Raw genomic sequence first — 15,537 nt, forward strand, 5'->3', positions numbered from 1 at the left:
TGAACGGATCCCGCCCCGAACGCCAAATAAAAATGCACATATTGAATCTTTCCACGCTATTTTGGAGGCCGAATGCTATGGGAGGCATGAATTCGAAACATATCCACAGACCTATGAGATCGTCACGCAATTCATTCAAGACTACAATCAGCAGCGGATTCACGGGAGCATTTACGACTTGTCGCCCTATGAATATATCGATGCTTTAAAGAAAAACGAGGTAAAACCTAAATCTATTCAGGTATAAGACACAAAAGACTAAGCAAAACATAGCAATTTCAAGCAATTCTATGAGACCCGCTGATTAAGAGGTATAGTGTCCAGCATTAGGGTGTTGAACCGATAATTACTGGCATCTCTTTTTCGTTTGCGGTGAAGTACCTCTGTTGCCATTGAAACATGCCAGGGCAGTCTTACCATGTCCTAGTTTTATTTATGTCCGTTTTCTTCAAGAAGGATTTTTCTAGATCAATATCTAGTTTGTTAGCTAGGTCGCAAATATTCCAAACAATATCATACATCTCTAGACCGAGACGGTCTTTTATTTCTTCAATTTCTTCATGATCAGGATGGTAGGAAATATGCAATAGTTCCCTGACCATCTCGCCAACTTCAGTAACAAGAAACAGTGACCTTTGTTCGATGGTAGATTTATCGAAACCTTTTTCGATACTGAATTCTTTAATATGATCTTGCATTTCGGATATTTTCATTTTTTTCCTGTACCTTCCCACGATCTTTAGTATGTAGATTTAGTCTCTATCGTTCATTATAGGATAGTTTATTGGTATTACAAAGCAAGAATTGGCACACAGAATAGCTTCATCTAAGGGGGGCAACGCCTTTTTTAGATTTGCACTGCTGTAAGGCGCAGGGGTAACCTCACTATTTTTCTTTATTGAGCCTTCCGACCTAATGAGATAAGATTGAATTATAATGTTTCCAAGATTCGACAAGAGGGAGGACGGCAGTGAATCTACCATATAACCGGGAAGGCGAACTGAGAGAAAAGTTTAACCAGTTCATCTCCGACAAAATAACTGGCACCACCGAAGATTACTATTCTCAGCTATCAGTCGAGGATTTCGAGGACATTAAGACGACCTTGAAGGACATTCATAACATTATTACTTACAAAACGACGATTCGATTCATTGACTGGGTAAGTCACCGCTTCCCCTACGTGAAGCAGAACTATCAAGTCTATTTAGAGCAGGTCTTAGGAACGAAGCCTAGTGACAATGGTTACGATCTCATCGTAACTGGCGAGGTAAATATCGTTGCCGAGATCAAATGTAATAAGCCAATCAACAATGGTTACAAGTTTGGCTCAGCTCAGAAGAACGGTATCATTAAGGATATCAGGGGTCTACTTGAAGGCAAATCCAAAGTGAAGTCCATTGATCCAACGGCAGCTTTCAAATTTTTGGTGATTTATGATTTTGGAGACCATACTTTAATGGCAATTCAAAACTTAATCAAAAATTTACCGACTGCTTTGAAGGAGAAGGTGTTGATCCACGAAGAGGCTAGCCCATTGATGGTGGATAAGGTACATGTTGTGTTTATCAAATAAAATGCAAAGACAACAAACTGATCTCAAGGCTCAGATATTTATCCGTAAAGAATACGATAAGATAAGGGTGAAGGATAAATGGTACTAAAAAAGAATATTCCAATTAGCGACAATTCCTCAACTTCGATAAAGGATATTCAGAAAAGGATAAAATCTTTAGAGAAAGAAAAACAAAAGCAATCATCTGGCGAAAAGACGTATACAATGTCAGATCAAAATAAAGCCTTAAGGAAGCTTGGAAAAGAGATAATTAAAGAGATGCCTAGAGTAGATTATGAGAAGCTAAGCAGCAAGTCTGGAACATTACATTTTGCAAGATTGCTGGGTTTGGATTCTAAAAGAACTACACGCACTAAATATGAGAATGGTGAAAGAGTGTACAATAGTGGGAATATCGGTAGCCCCAAGCCTATAGGGGTTACCTTATGTTCTGATGAAGACATAACTGTTCCAGTCATTGATGTAACAATTAACAAAGACACAGGGATCAGTATAGAAGAAGAACTCTCATATAAAGAAGAAAAAGCTGGTGTAGAGTTCCACCTAACATTATATGAGTTTATGTTCCTGATGTTAAAGGATGAATATGCAGGTTATCTTCGGCTTGGCGAAGATAACTATGGAGTCCATATGGAATTAAAAACAACAAAATTTATCGATGTAGATAAAGATGGTAATATAGAACTTAAGTTTATTGAGGATGAGAATGGAAGTAAGAGAGTATTGCTCCCTACTCCGACAATAAAATTCTCTAAAGGGTCTGTTAGAGCAGGTACTGTAGGAATAGATGAACTCGGTCTTGATGGATTATGGCGAATTAGGCAGGGGTATGAGAAGTTTACGGACTTAGTTATCAATAAAAAGAATGTTTTAAGGAAAATAAAAAGTGGCAAGGCTCAGACCGAAAAAGTCGATTCTAAGGAAAATGCTTAAAATAAATCTGATAGGAAGAACAAGGACAGGGCTTAGTTGCTCTGTTTTTTTTATATACAGTAAACCTAAATTTAATAGGAGACATAGCAATGATTTTGTGAATAGCTTCAAGAGATTAAAAAGATAGTATATCCGCTAGCAGCGGAGGCTTACTTTAACGAAGTTCTAAACTGCTCATTGACAACTGAATAGTATTGATGCCAAAGCGTCAAAAAGTATCTCATTTTCAAGGGGGATCGGTGCTCATCCAGTACATTTAAGAGTTTCTAGGTCATTGGTTTAGTAGCAAAGTCGGCAATTCAACTCATAATTCCTAATATCTCGACTAAGTTGTTCCCTATCGAAAGAAATGGAGAGATTTATAAACTAACCCACTCAATAAAGGTAGTAAATTTAAATCAAACGAGGAGGAAGAACATGCATAATCAATCGAAAAGTCTACGAAAAGCGCTAAGAGAGCAATCGGAAGTAGAATTGAATAAGAATGTTTGGGGATACACACTAAGTTCTAAATCAAATACATTTTTTCTATCATTAGGTCTTGATATTTTGGATCAAATGGATAGTACACAACAAGATAGTTTAGGTAGCAAATCGGGAATGCTTCACTTTGTTAATCTTCTTGGTACAAGTTCTAGGATATTCCGTAGGGATATTCCTACTGCAGTTGGTGTCACGTTGTATTGTGATGAAGATATATGCGTTCCAGTCATCGATATGAATCTCAATAAAAAGACAGGAATTGATGCTTCAAAAGATATTGCATTCAGACAAGTAAAGGCTAGGGAAAAGTTCGCACTGAGCTTGTATGAATTTATGTTTCTAGTTATAAAGGATGAATATGCGGGATTCATCGAGGCAAACGGAAATCCTCGGGGAGCGTACTTATCGGTTAAATCACCTGCATTCTTTAAAGGGAAAACGAAGTTGCCGACTCCTACTATTACTTTCAGGTATGGATCGGGTCCAATTAAATACCACTTTGTTGTGATTGATGAACAATCATCTTTTGATGGTAAATGGTTTGTGAAGAAGGGGTTTAAGAGGTTCGCAGAACTTATTCCGAAACGTAAGCAGCACTTGCTAAATAAAGTAACAACTATTATAAACGAGAATCAGAAGTTAAAATCAAAAAACCTCATTTTACAACGAGAGAATGTTAATTTGAATAATTGTTTTGCTGAGTTTGTAAGGATACTGGAAACGTGAACAATAGCACTGATCTTTACTGAGTCTCTATAATCGTTGTCGCTGGTTAAGTATCGGTGCAGTGTTAAAAGGGAATCATTGGTGGTTTGTCGAATTTACTCGAGAAATAACTAATTAGGAAGTGAACAAATGAACCTTGATCTTATGAAGCTATTTGAAGGCTATGTCCGAAATTACCATACATTCAATCTTACCGTCCATCATGGTAAGCATTCCTTCACAATGACAGAAATAGAGTATTTCTCGAGACTCGGCTCAATGTTGGGGTATCATCCCTTCACTGAGGACACAGCAGGCGGCACTTGCCGACCGATGGATTTATCGTGGTGGGGCAAATTCGATGGCGAATACTGGAACGACTTTATTCTTCACTTGGAGCGAGAGAACCTGTTCAAGAAGGACGAAGAAACATTGGACAAGTTATTCTGCGACCGAGAGCTCGTTCCCTCCAATGTCATTGGCATTATGAATGTCCAAAGCGGAGAACGTATTAACGAGCTGATTGATATCGCAAAGCTGACTTGTAAGATTAACAATGCCCTACTTATATTCAGGACAACTTCTTCTGGAAAGAGCCAGCCGTATTTCGATGAAGTCCTCGCTTACTTGCTAAACAATGATCAGGTTGTAGAGACAAGGAAGGCTTTCGTATCTGAAATAGCAGGAACGCTGTTTATGCAGCTTGAGAATGAACGGTGATAATATGATTATTTCCCGAGCTATCAATTTAGGAGTGACTATGTAGCGGACTGTGATTAGGCAAATTGTAAAATAAGCAGTACAGAAAGCAACTGGGGTTTAGGGGGCATGGAATTGGCAAACTGGCGGGGAAAGATATTTGTTTTATTATTCTTAATATTCATTTTGGTTTTAACAGGTTGCGTCACAACATCGCAAGAACAAATTAAATCAGTAGAAACAGGTGTAGCCGCTGAAGAATCTGCTTCATTGCCAACAAGTACTACTGTCGAAACAGGTGAAGAGGTTACAGTTAATGATGACACTAAGAATTCAAACTCGCCAAAGGGTATTGGTAACAGTCAAAGTTCAAGTGCTATTGAGAATAACAAAGTAGAAGCTCCCGAGAAAGTAATAACCGAAGGGGAACTTACTATCCACTACATCGATGTTGGACAAGGCGGATCACAATTGATTATCGGACCGACTGGCAAAACAATACTGATTGACGCAGGGAACAACAATAAGGAGAAGACGGTTGTCGGCTACCTCAAGGATCAAGACATCACCAAGATAGACTTCTTGATAGGCACCCATCCTGACGCTGATCACACAGGCGGATTAGACAAAGTCATCGACAATTTCGATATCGGAAAAATCTACATGCCGAGAGTTCAATCCAATACCAAAACTTTTGAGTCAGTATTACTAGCAATTCAGAATAAAGGCTTGAAGGTGACTACAGCCAAGTCGGGTCTAATTCTAGACTGGGAGCCAGGTATTGTTGTGAAGATGATCGCTCCAGTAAATACCTACGATGATGCTAACGAGATGAGTGCAGTAATTCATCTCACTCATGGTCAGACAGCGTTTTTATTCACGGGTGATGCAGAAGCAAAGAGCGAATCCGATATGCTGGCATCTGGGGTAAGCCTGAAAGCAGACGTGTTACTCGCTGGTCATCACGGATCAAAAAGCTCGACCAGTCAGGCTTTCTTAGATGAAGTAAATCCCAAATATGCAGTGATTCAATCGGGTAAGGACAATAACTATGGTCACCCGACACAAGAAGTATTGAAACGCCTAAACGATAAGAAAGTTGAGATCTACCGTAATGACGAACAAGGCAATATCGTTTTCACTTCAAACGGCAAGGATATTTCAGTAGCACAGAATCATTGGAAGTATACAGCGGTGGCAACTAATAATGAAGCTTCCTTTCCGCCACAAGAACAGTCGAAGGAGTCCGCTAAAGAAGAACTAGTTGTTTCCGCAAGTATTGATGATGCTTCACCTAAGCAAAATTCGACAATCGTAGTAACGGTAAAGGTTCAAGATGGAAGTGGAAAGCCTGTAAATGGTGCAGAGGTTGTCCTAACCTTGCACTACAAGTCCACCGAGACTGTATATGAAGGCAAAACCAATGCAGCGGGGGTATCGACCTTATCTTTCAAGATTGGTAGAGCAGCCAAAGACTTTACAGTTGACGGAGACATCACCGTTACCTATGGAGACAAGACAAGTAATGTATCTGTGTCGTTCACACCAAAATGAAGGGGGAGTCATAAATGATAGGAATCGTTGACCGTTATGAAGGTGAATTTGTAGTAATCGAAATTGATGGTGATTCACAGGATATACCGAAGTCACTTGTCGCAGATGATGTACAGCCAGGTGACATGGTAGAGCTACAAAATGAAATTTGGGTAAAAACCCCGTCAGCAACAGAGGAACGCTCAAAGGAAATCAAGAAGCTGATGGATTCTGTGTGGGACGATTAAAACCTTGGCTAGAGAGCTTTGTCTTGACCAACAAACCTTGACTTGAGACAAGTAGTTATTTACAGGGTTACTGCGGCAATATTTTTTGATTAAACATATGAATGAGGAGCTGGTTAAATGAAGGCATCACAGGAAGTTATCGAGCAGTTAGAGCAATTATCAAGTACTTTTATGCAAGTGGTAGAGGATCAAAGAAAAAGCGGGGGGATGGAGGATACTGCAGCAATAATGATTCAAAATTCTGTAAGTTATTTTGTCAGTTGGTGTCGGAGAGATATTGATCTAAGTAAAAGTGGAGAAAAGAAGTAACCTGCCAGCACACTTGATCCAATTGACATATGAACAGCGATTAAAGCATTCGAGATCCCTATTCAAATTAGAATGGGGTTTTTTTTATTTGGCTTTGCTCGCAGGTGTAAGATTTATTTCTTAGAAGGAGATGGGATTAGGAATGTAGAATATTGTAAGTTGATGGCGAGTGTAAATGAGGGGGAATTGCTTTTGTCCTATCAATCTGAAGCGCAACTTGAGAAGAATTTGATTGACCAACTTGTTAATCAAAATTATGAACGAGTTACAATAAATGATTATGATGCAATGGTTGCTAATTTTAGACAGCAGCTAAACAAGTTCAATGAGAAGAAACTGAATGATCAACCGTTAACGGATTCCGAATTTAGCCGTTTTCTTACACAAATTGATGGTAAGAGTATCTTCGATTCTGCAAAAATCCTTAGGGACAAGCAAGTCTTTCAGCGTGATGATGGGACAGAGGTTTATTTGGAACTGATGAATACCCGCGAGTGGTGTAAGAATAACTTTCAGGTGACCAACCAGACAGCCGTCGAAGGCAAATATAAAAATCGTTACGATGTAACGCTGTTCATTAACGGCTTACCTGTTATTCAAGTAGAGCTGAAACGCCGAGGCTTGGACTTCAAAGAGGCATTCAATCAGATACAACGCTATCGAAAACACTCATTTCGTGGATTGTATCGTTACTTGCAGATATTTATCGTGAGTAATGGGGTTGATACTAAGTACTTCGCAAATTCGGATGGCGACATCCTGTTTTCCCATACCTTCTTTTGGTCGGATTCGGAGAATAATCGGATTACGACCCTTAATGAATTTGCGGCATCATTCTTAGAGAAGTGTCATATGGCAAAAATGGTTTCCAGATATATGGTTCTAAATGAAACGGAAAAACAATTGATGGTCATGCGACCGTATCAAGTATACGCTGTTGAAGCCTTAGTCAAGCGAGCCCTTGAGACTAAGAATAATGGATACATCTGGCACACTACGGGAAGCGGTAAGACACTAACTTCCTTCAAAGCGAGCCAGATTTTAGCCAATGAACCGCATATTAAGAAAGTGTTTTTCTTAGTCGACCGTAAGGACTTGGATAGTCAGACGCTAACAGAGTTCAATAAATTTGAGAATGACTCGGTCGATATGACTAATGACACTAGTAAACTTGTGCAACAGATCGCTGATCAAGGTAAACCGTTAATTGTAACCACGATTCAAAAGATGGCAAATGCGATTAAGAATTCGCGTTACGAGCAAATCATGAAACCATATCAACAAGAACGGGTCATCTTTATAATTGACGAATGTCATCGTAGCCAGTTTGGTAAGATGAAACGGTTAGTTGATAACCATTTCAAAGAGGCTCAGTACTTTGGCTTTACGGGGACACCGTTGTTTGAAGTGAACAAGAGTCAGGATGGTCGGGTAACGGCAGATATCTTCGAGAAGTGCCTACACACCTATCTGATTAAAGATGCCATTCATGATGAGAACGTACTTGGGTTCTCGGTTGAGTACAATAAGACTGTAGATGTGACGGTGAACGAGGAAGATCAGACCAAAGTAAAAGGCATTCTAACCGATGAGGTCTGGATGCACGATGATCGCATTAGGTTAGTTGCTGATAATATTCTTACACACCATGAGCGCAAGTCCCGAAGCAAAGGCTACACTGGGATCTTTACGGTAGACGGCATTCCAATGCTAGTTAAGTATTATGACATGTTCAAATCCATGTCTCACAACTTTAAGATTGCAGGCATCTTTACTTATGGTCAGAATGAAGATAGTGAAGGTCGTGACGAACATTCTCGGGACAGTCTAGAGCGTATGATGGTTGATTACAATAAAATGTTTGGCACCAATTTCAACACTGACTTGTATTCAAGTTATTTCACTGATGTCTCAAGGCGTGTAAAGACCGCCCAAATTGATATTCTGCTTGTGGTGAACATCTTTTTGACAGGGTTCGATAGCAAGCCACTTAATATACTCTACATGGATCGCTTCTTGAAGTACCATAATCTGATCCAAGCCTTCTCCCGTACAAACCGTACAGAGAAAGCGACAAAGCCCTATGGCAACATAGTATGTTACCGTAACTTGAAAGAGGACACCGATGAAGCAATCAAGTTGTTCTCTAAGACAGATAATGTAGATGATGTTCTGATGAAATCATATGAAGAGTATTTAGATATGTTTAAGGCTGCACTTGTTAAGGTACGAGCAATGGCTTCAACACCTGCAACTGTAGATAATCTAGAGCGTGAAGAGGATAAGCAAAAGTTTGTAGTAGCCTTCCGAGACCTCACCAAGTATCTAAATAGGCTAGAAACGTTCACAGAGCATGAGTTTACTGAGGAACGGTTAGGTATCCAGGAGCAAACGTATCAGGACTACAAGAGTAAGTATCTCCGTATCTATGATGAAGTTAAGCGTGGTGGAGGTGGGGGTAAGACCTCGATTTTGGCGGACGTAGACTTCTCCATCGAATTGATGCACACGGATAGGATTAACGTTAGCTACATTATGAACCTGATTAAGAATATCGACTTCAACAATGAAGATGAACGTAATAAGTCGGTAAAACATATTCAAGATGAGATTGATCGTGCAGATAACGAAGAATTGCGTCTCAAGGCTCGACTACTAAAAGAATTCTTGGATAAGGTCGTTCCAACATTAAGCAGTGCCGATTCCGTAGATGATTCCTATAATACATTTGAGCAAGAAGAGCGTGACAAGGAGATCCAATCCTTCGCTGGAGAGGTTGGTTTAACTATTGAAGACGTTCAAAGCTTTGTTGAGGAATACGAATACAGCGGCTTCGTAAATCAACAAGTAATCAGTGATGTCATCAAACTCCCATTTCTTCAGAAGAGATCGCTAATTCAACGAATAATTGAGTTCATTACAGATCACACAAAACGTTTCTCATGAGCTATTTATAAAAATAGCAGAAAAGTCATTGACTTCTCTGCTATTTTTTATTAGTATTGAACCATATTACATTGCTATTTTTTAAAATAGCGGTAAGGGGAGGGTTGGATTGCAATTAGAACAATGTGCTTCGGTAACTCAGGGGGCTTTTCTAAATCGTATTCAGACATCTCCGTCCTCTGATGCGGCAAGGATTCCTCTGTATACGATAAAGGAGATGAACGAGTGGTTAAGTTCAGAGCCAAACATTGTACCAGAACATTCACAGGATGTGTTTGTATCTAAAGATCGAATGGGGTTATTGCCGATTGCGAGGGAAGGATTGGTCTTGCTCAGTTTAACTGGACAACGTGCGGTTGCTTTGAGGCAGGAGCATGTAGGTAAACTGATCCCCTCAAACTTCGCGATTATTGAGCCTAGTGGGGTTCTTCATCCTGATTATTTGGAGTGGTTCATCAATGAGCATCCTGACTCTAAGAAGCAATTAAGGGTTTCAACTCAAGGCACTTCAATTTCAGCATTATCGATCCAGATGCTCAGGACATTGGAGATTATTTTGCCACCTATGAATGAACAAGTGAAGGTTAGTAGTGTCCACAGATTATTACACCGAAAAAATCGGCTTGTTCAAGAGAGAACCATACTTGAACGACATTATGCCACTCAAACTATCATCAAGAATCTCAAGGAGGAAAACAGATGACTACATCTGAATTACAGCGTCAGCAACAAGCCGATTTGCACAAGAAGCTATGGGACATGGCAAATGATTTACGGGGTCAGATGGAAGCTTCGGAGTTTAAGAATTATATCCTTGGTCTAATCTTTTATCGCTTCTTATCTGAAAAGACGGAAACTAGAGTAAACAAGTTGCTTGAGGAGGATAAGATATCTTATGCCAAGGCATGGGAGGATAAAGAACTGCAAGCTGGGCTTAAGGATGAGTTAATTCAGCAGATTGGTTACGTGATTGAACCGAACTACCTATTCTCTAATATGGTAGTAGAAATCACCAAGGGCGATTCAGGGAAATTCGATGTCGAGATGCTTCAAAGGGCAGTTAACACAGTAACAGAATCGACTCTTGGCGCAGTTAGCGAAGACGAATTCCAACATTTATTCGATGACATGGATTTGGCATCATCGAAGCTAGGTCGTGATGTAAAGTCACGATCCAAGTTGATCGCAAAGATCATGCTCAATATTAACGACATCCCATTCCTGCATGACGATGTCGAAATCGATGTTCTAGGCGATGCGTATGAGTATCTAATTGGTCAGTTCGCAGCTTCGGCAGGTAAGAAGGCTGGAGAGTTCTATACTCCGCAACAAGTATCGAAGATTCTTGCTAAGATAGTCACTGTTGGCAAGACGGACTTGAAGAATGTATATGATCCGACCTGCGGCTCGGCTTCCCTTGCACTTCGAGTGGGTAAGGAAGCTTATGTCAGAAAGTATTACGGGCAAGAAAAAGTGTCCACAACGTATAACTTGGCTCGCATGAACATGCTTTTGCATGACATCTCTTATCAAAATTTCGATATTCAAAATGCTGATACTGTAGAAGAGCCAAGGCACTTGGATGAACGATTCGAAGCCATTGTCGCCAACCCTCCTTATTCTGCCAAATGGAGTTCGGATGAGAAATACCTGCAGGATGAACGCTTCAGTGCATACGGTAGACTGGCTCCAGCATCTAAAGCTGACTTTGCTTTTGTGCAACATATGATTCACCAACTCGATGACAATGGCACTATGGCAGTAGTCCTTCCTCACGGTGTATTATTCCGTGGTGCAGCTGAAGGGGTTATCCGCAAGTACTTGATAGATGATAAGAACTACCTTGATGCGGTGATTGGTCTCCCAGCCAACATTTTCTTCGGCACATCAATCCCAACTTGTATTTTAGTGTTCAAGAAGTGCCGAGAAGCCGAAGATAACATCCTTTTCATCGATGCATCCAAAGAGTTCGAAAAAGGTAAGAATCAGAACCGTTTGCGTGATGAAGATGTCGAGAAGATTATTGACACATACGTAAATCGTAAGTCTATCGTAAAGTATTCGTATGCAGCAAGTTTAAAAGAAGTTAAAACACAGGATTATAATCTGAATATCCCTCGGTATGTTGACACCTTTGAAGAAGAGGAACAAATTGATATTCAGACTGTTAAAAATAGACTTCAAGAAATTGATGAAGAGATCGCGGATATAGATATCGAGTTAGAGAAGTACCTCAAAGAGTTGGAGGTTTAAGGGAAATGGAACCATTATTACGTTTTCCAGAATTTAATGATACATGGAGACAGACAACCCTAAATCAGCTACTTCAGTTCAAGAATGGAATTAATGCTGCGAAAGAACAGTATGGACATGGGAGAAAGTTCATAAATGTCCTAGACATCCTAAATAACGATTACATTGTATATGACTTAATAAATAGTTCAGTAAACGTAAGTTTTGTTCAAGAAAAAGCAAGTAAAGTAGAATATGGCGATTTGCTTTTTCTAAGAAGCTCGGAGACAAGAGAAGATGTAGGGAAATGTAATGTTTATCTTGATATCAAGGAGTATGCATTGTTTGGTGGGTTCGTAATTAGGGGCAAGAAAAGTGGAGAATATGATCCCTACTTTCTAAAATTGCTTTTAAACGCTTCTAGCGCACGAAATCAGATATCGAGCAAATCTGGAGGTAGTACCCGTTATAATGTTAGTCAAGAAATCCTTGAATCCGTTTTGCTTAACATGCCTAGGTTAAAGGAACAACAGAAAATTTCCTCCTTCTTTAAACTCCTTGATCAAAAGATCGGGAAACAGAAAGAGAAAATCGTACAACTGGAATTGTTCAAAAAGGGAATATTGCGGAAGATTTTCACTCAGGAGATTCGTTTCAAAGATGAGAATGGACAGGAGTACCCGAAGTGGAAAAAAAGACCACTTAGTAAGTTAGTCGAAAGAATCACACGAAAGAATAAAAATATGGAGTCTATTCTCCCTTTAACGATTTCTGCTCAGCATGGGCTAGTGGATCAAATAACATTTTTCAATAAAACTGTAGCAGGTACAAATCTTGAAGGATATTATCTGCTGTATAACGGAGAGTTTGCTTACAATAAAAGCTATTCAAACGGGTATCCCTTCGGTGCGATTAAAAGACTTCATAATCATGACAAAGGTGTGCTATCAAGTCTATATATTTGCTTTAAACCATTAGATTCAGTATTCGGTGATTACTTAGAGCATTATTTCGAGTCAACTCTTTGGTATAAAGAGATGTCCATGATATCAGTAGAGGGTGCTCGTAATCATGGCTTATTAAATATAGGTGTTAATGATTTCTTTGAAACGATGCATATGGTACCAGACTTTAAAGAACAACAAAAAATAGCTTTGTATCTTTCTTCAATCAATTCAAAAATCGAAAAAGAATCTGAGAAACTAATATCCCTCACTGAACTGAAAAAAGGCTTAATGCAACAAATGTTTATCTAAATCAAGGGCAGTGGTCAATCCACTGCCTGTTCCTTTTTAATAATCCAACAATGTCCCTTCACATCAACATATAACTCCCAATCCTCCGAATTGTAATCGACACCGTTCTTACTTGCTCTCAGAAAGATCACTGCATCGAATGCCTTCTGTTCATAGTCTGAACGTAGATCCTCGTATTCGGACATCAGCATCTCGACTTGATTTTTATTAAACAGGAGCATATCAAAAGTACTGCGTAGCAACTGTGTTTGTTGTTTAGTCAGTACGCCGATGTATTTCCCATGTTTCTCTATAGTTTCAGCATTATGCTCATAGTCATGATCAACCAGCTTATTAAAGCTTTTGCGGCTAAAGAAGTCGTAAATTTCATCCATTTCATTTCCTCCCTAGTGTTTCCGATAATATACACAGGTAATTCGTAAAATTCTATGTGGCTGAATCTGGTAACTGGTTAAGTTAGAAATGTTGTTAGATCTTATGGGGTATGATTCTGTTCTTTTAAAGGCACTTCGGATACTTACCCGCGATAAATTCATTAAAAGAATGCAAATAACGATTAATAGCTGAACTGATACTTGATCTACTTTATATAAGTAGCCGATTAAAATTCCCCTGCAATTCTGTGATCCAAAGAAGAAGCCTGGGAATTGAAGTTGGAAACTTATTAAGGGAGATGTTTGGAATGGAAATCGGCAACCCTCTTCATTTTACTACAAGGAGCCAGAAGCTCGCACTGGAGTTAATGAAGACTCTCGGCATTAAGGAAAGTATCGTCAAAGCCTTCCAACAAGGCACTGTTTCAAGGACGAACTATATTAACTACAACAGAATATTACAAGCAAATGCAACTGAACAAGATCAGCAGATAATTTCCGATTTGGATAAAAACGGTCTATTGGTCTACCACATTCTACTCTCACTTGAAATGGATTGGCAGGTTGCCGACATCTCAAGTGATCAGGCTACATCCACATTTGAAAGGATCATAACACTTAAAAGCTATCTCTGCGTACCACTGGATATGTTTGCGGAAGAAGATATGCATGGTGAAGAAAGTCCGCCGCGGGGTATTGTTATCAGAAATTTTATTGAGAATTCTCTTTTTATGGCTAAACAAGGCTTTCTTTACGCTTACGTAGTTAACGAAGCCAATAGCAATTCCAACTACGGCAACATTGAGGTAACCGTTGTCAGAGGCGAGTTGGTAAGAATCATTTAAGTAAGTTATCTCCCAAGCAGCAGTTTCAAATGAGTATCAAAAGCCAGATCCCTCCATCGATTCGCGGAAGTATCTGGCTTTTGATTTTATTACTCTTTTTTAATACTGTGAGCGTAACAACGGGTTAGGCATCCCCGTTTTAGCGCAATAATATGTGTTGACTCTGCTTACTCGACACATGTGGAGTCGGTTGCACTGCTTGTACGAAATGAAACAATTGCCAAAAAACCTTATTAATACAGGGTTTTCCCCAATGAAACAGCGGGTCTAAATTAGTGGTACAGTAGTGATTTTTTGGCCATTGGTGTAAAGTTGGTGTAAAAATGTAACACAAATGGGCATAATTCAGCCCGAATCATCAGAAATAAGCTTAGAACAGGGTACATTTTGAATGAACTGTTATAGTCCATAAGAAAAAGAACCCGAACGATTAGTACAGCAATCGTTCGGGTTCTTATGCTTCTTTACGACTGAGACCTCTGTTTGAGTCGGAATTAGTTTATTTTTAACAAAAGGTATGCGAGGCTACATGTTCACTTGTGTTATAATTAAAACTAAATGCTGATACTTAGATACTGGGATGGTGAGACTCATGAATCAAATCAAAGATCTCCAAAAGCTTATCAAGCTCACTGGTGATCGTGCTAAGCTAGATGCTAAGGCGAACGAAACATACATTGTGAATAAGACTGCAGAAGCTCAGATTATTAAGGAATTTAATAACGGTCATGTTATCTCGGTTACCGTACAGGATTCCTCTCATGCATGAACTGTTCGGTGACAGAGTGTTGACGTGTCGGTTTGGTTTAATAAAAGCATAATGCAAGAGCGCTTCGCTCTTCGCGAATTACAGGGTGAAATTGTTAAGGATGCCATTTCGGTTTCAAATAATCTTGTATTCACTCCAAAAATCAAAAACCTCAGTCTCATAAATAGATAGAGCTCCTCTTTTTTGTTTTATATCAAATCCTTCATTGGCAAACCTTACTATGCGAACATGTTGTGTTGTGGATCCTTTATTTTCTCCTTTGTAGTACATTTTACCAATTTCCTATCTTTTTAGCCCCCTAGAAGCTTTGGACAGTACACCCCTTAATCAAATACAATATGAATAGACGGAGGGGAACGTTATGAAGCGAGTACAATATGATCTTAATTTCAAGATGGATATCGTTCGAAAAGGGAAAGAAATCGGGAACTTTACAGCTATAGCCCGACAGCACGAATTGGATCCCAAGATGGTGTTGCGGTGGGCAAGAGAGTTGAACCGTAAAGATGTAGATCAACTGGATGGAGCCAGCAAAAGACAGGCTGCTTTTATCCCTACAGCTGAAGATTTCAAGCAGTTGGAACATGAGAATGAAAAATTGAAAAAGCTTTTAGCGGAACAAGCTCTTG

17 protein-coding genes are annotated in these 15,537 nt (G+C 39.4%); 15 read left to right on the plus strand and 2 right to left on the minus strand.

Annotation, left to right across the window (positions count from 1 at the left end):
* Positions 1–247 (plus strand): integrase core domain-containing protein (locus BM210_RS33440; RefSeq protein ID WP_143101172.1); only part of this gene is annotated, 247 nt, incomplete at its 5' end.
* Between the two features lie 166 nt (positions 248–413).
* On the opposite strand, the gene BM210_RS33445 is transcribed toward BM210_RS33440, so the two are convergent.
* Positions 414–713 (minus strand): MazG-like family protein, encoded by a 300-nt coding sequence (locus tag BM210_RS33445; RefSeq protein ID WP_091177001.1) that lies wholly within the window; start codon positions 711–713, stop codon positions 414–416.
* A 257-nt stretch (positions 714–970) separates the two neighbouring features.
* Here BM210_RS33445 and BM210_RS33450 point away from each other — a divergent pair, with 257 nt between their 5' ends.
* The 11 genes from BM210_RS33450 to BM210_RS33500 all read left to right on the plus strand — a co-directional run bounded on the left by BM210_RS33450 (position 971) and on the right by BM210_RS33500 (position 12,920).
* Positions 971–1,576, plus strand: a complete 606-nt coding sequence (locus BM210_RS33450; protein ID WP_091177002.1) for a hypothetical protein — start codon at positions 971–973, stop codon at positions 1,574–1,576.
* A 78-nt stretch (positions 1,577–1,654) separates the two neighbouring features.
* Positions 1,655–2,509 (plus strand): hypothetical protein, encoded by an 855-nt coding sequence (locus BM210_RS33455; RefSeq protein ID WP_091177003.1) that lies wholly within the window; start codon positions 1,655–1,657, stop codon positions 2,507–2,509.
* A 417-nt stretch (positions 2,510–2,926) separates the two neighbouring features.
* Positions 2,927–3,718 carry a hypothetical protein gene (locus BM210_RS33460; protein ID WP_091177004.1) on the plus strand — a complete coding sequence of 264 codons (792 nt, stop codon included), beginning with the start codon at positions 2,927–2,929 and terminating at the stop codon, positions 3,716–3,718.
* Positions 3,719–3,847: 129 nt separating this feature from the next.
* Positions 3,848–4,417, plus strand: a complete 570-nt coding sequence (locus BM210_RS33465; protein ID WP_091177005.1) for a hypothetical protein — start codon at positions 3,848–3,850, stop codon at positions 4,415–4,417.
* A 114-nt stretch (positions 4,418–4,531) separates the two neighbouring features.
* On the plus strand, positions 4,532–5,950 hold the full coding sequence (locus BM210_RS33470) for a ComEC/Rec2 family competence protein (protein WP_256224215.1): 1,419 nt from the start codon (positions 4,532–4,534) through the stop codon (positions 5,948–5,950).
* A 14-nt stretch (positions 5,951–5,964) separates the two neighbouring features.
* Positions 5,965–6,177 (plus strand): DUF3006 domain-containing protein, encoded by a 213-nt coding sequence (locus tag BM210_RS33475; protein ID WP_091177007.1) that lies wholly within the window; start codon positions 5,965–5,967, stop codon positions 6,175–6,177.
* A gap of 117 nt (positions 6,178–6,294) precedes the next feature.
* On the plus strand, positions 6,295–6,486 hold the full coding sequence (locus BM210_RS33480) for a hypothetical protein (protein ID WP_091177008.1): 192 nt from the start codon (positions 6,295–6,297) through the stop codon (positions 6,484–6,486).
* Positions 6,487–6,678: 192 nt separating this feature from the next.
* The gene (locus tag BM210_RS33485; RefSeq protein ID WP_091177015.1) at positions 6,679–9,432 is read left to right on the plus strand and encodes a type I restriction endonuclease subunit R; all 2,754 of its coding nucleotides are present in this window, start codon (positions 6,679–6,681) and stop codon (positions 9,430–9,432) included.
* 109 nt (positions 9,433–9,541) lie between these two features.
* Positions 9,542–10,135, plus strand: a complete 594-nt coding sequence (locus BM210_RS33490; RefSeq protein ID WP_091177009.1) for a restriction endonuclease subunit S domain-containing protein — start codon at positions 9,542–9,544, stop codon at positions 10,133–10,135.
* Positions 10,132–11,685, plus strand: coding sequence for a type I restriction-modification system subunit M (locus BM210_RS33495; RefSeq protein WP_091177010.1), 1,554 nt, complete (start codon positions 10,132–10,134; stop codon positions 11,683–11,685). The genes BM210_RS33490 and BM210_RS33495 overlap by 4 nt, the downstream gene beginning before the upstream one ends.
* Positions 11,686–11,690: 5 nt before the next feature.
* The gene (locus tag BM210_RS33500) at positions 11,691–12,920 is read left to right on the plus strand and encodes a restriction endonuclease subunit S (RefSeq protein WP_091177011.1); all 1,230 of its coding nucleotides are present in this window, start codon (positions 11,691–11,693) and stop codon (positions 12,918–12,920) included.
* Positions 12,921–12,934: 14 nt separating this feature from the next.
* Here BM210_RS33500 and BM210_RS33505 read toward each other — a convergent pair whose 3' ends face one another.
* A complete protein-coding gene (locus BM210_RS33505; protein ID WP_091177012.1) occupies positions 12,935–13,294 on the minus strand; it encodes a hypothetical protein in 360 nt (119 codons plus the stop codon).
* A 308-nt stretch (positions 13,295–13,602) separates the two neighbouring features.
* Between BM210_RS33505 and BM210_RS33510 the strand changes: the two genes are divergently transcribed.
* The 3 genes from BM210_RS33510 to BM210_RS33515 all read left to right on the plus strand — a co-directional run.
* Entirely contained in the window at positions 13,603–14,139 is a 537-nt protein-coding gene (locus BM210_RS33510) for a hypothetical protein (RefSeq protein ID WP_091177013.1), read from the plus strand.
* A gap of 592 nt (positions 14,140–14,731) precedes the next feature.
* A complete protein-coding gene (locus BM210_RS35265; RefSeq protein WP_177238166.1) occupies positions 14,732–14,908 on the plus strand; it encodes a hypothetical protein in 177 nt (58 codons plus the stop codon).
* Between the two features lie 361 nt (positions 14,909–15,269).
* Positions 15,270–15,537: transposase (locus BM210_RS33515; RefSeq protein WP_091177014.1), on the plus strand; the 268-nt coding region annotated here is incomplete at its 3' end.

The sequence above is a fragment of the Paenibacillus sp. 1_12 genome (assembly GCF_900114475.1).
GTDB lineage: Bacteria > Bacillota > Bacilli > Paenibacillales > NBRC-103111 > Paenibacillus_S.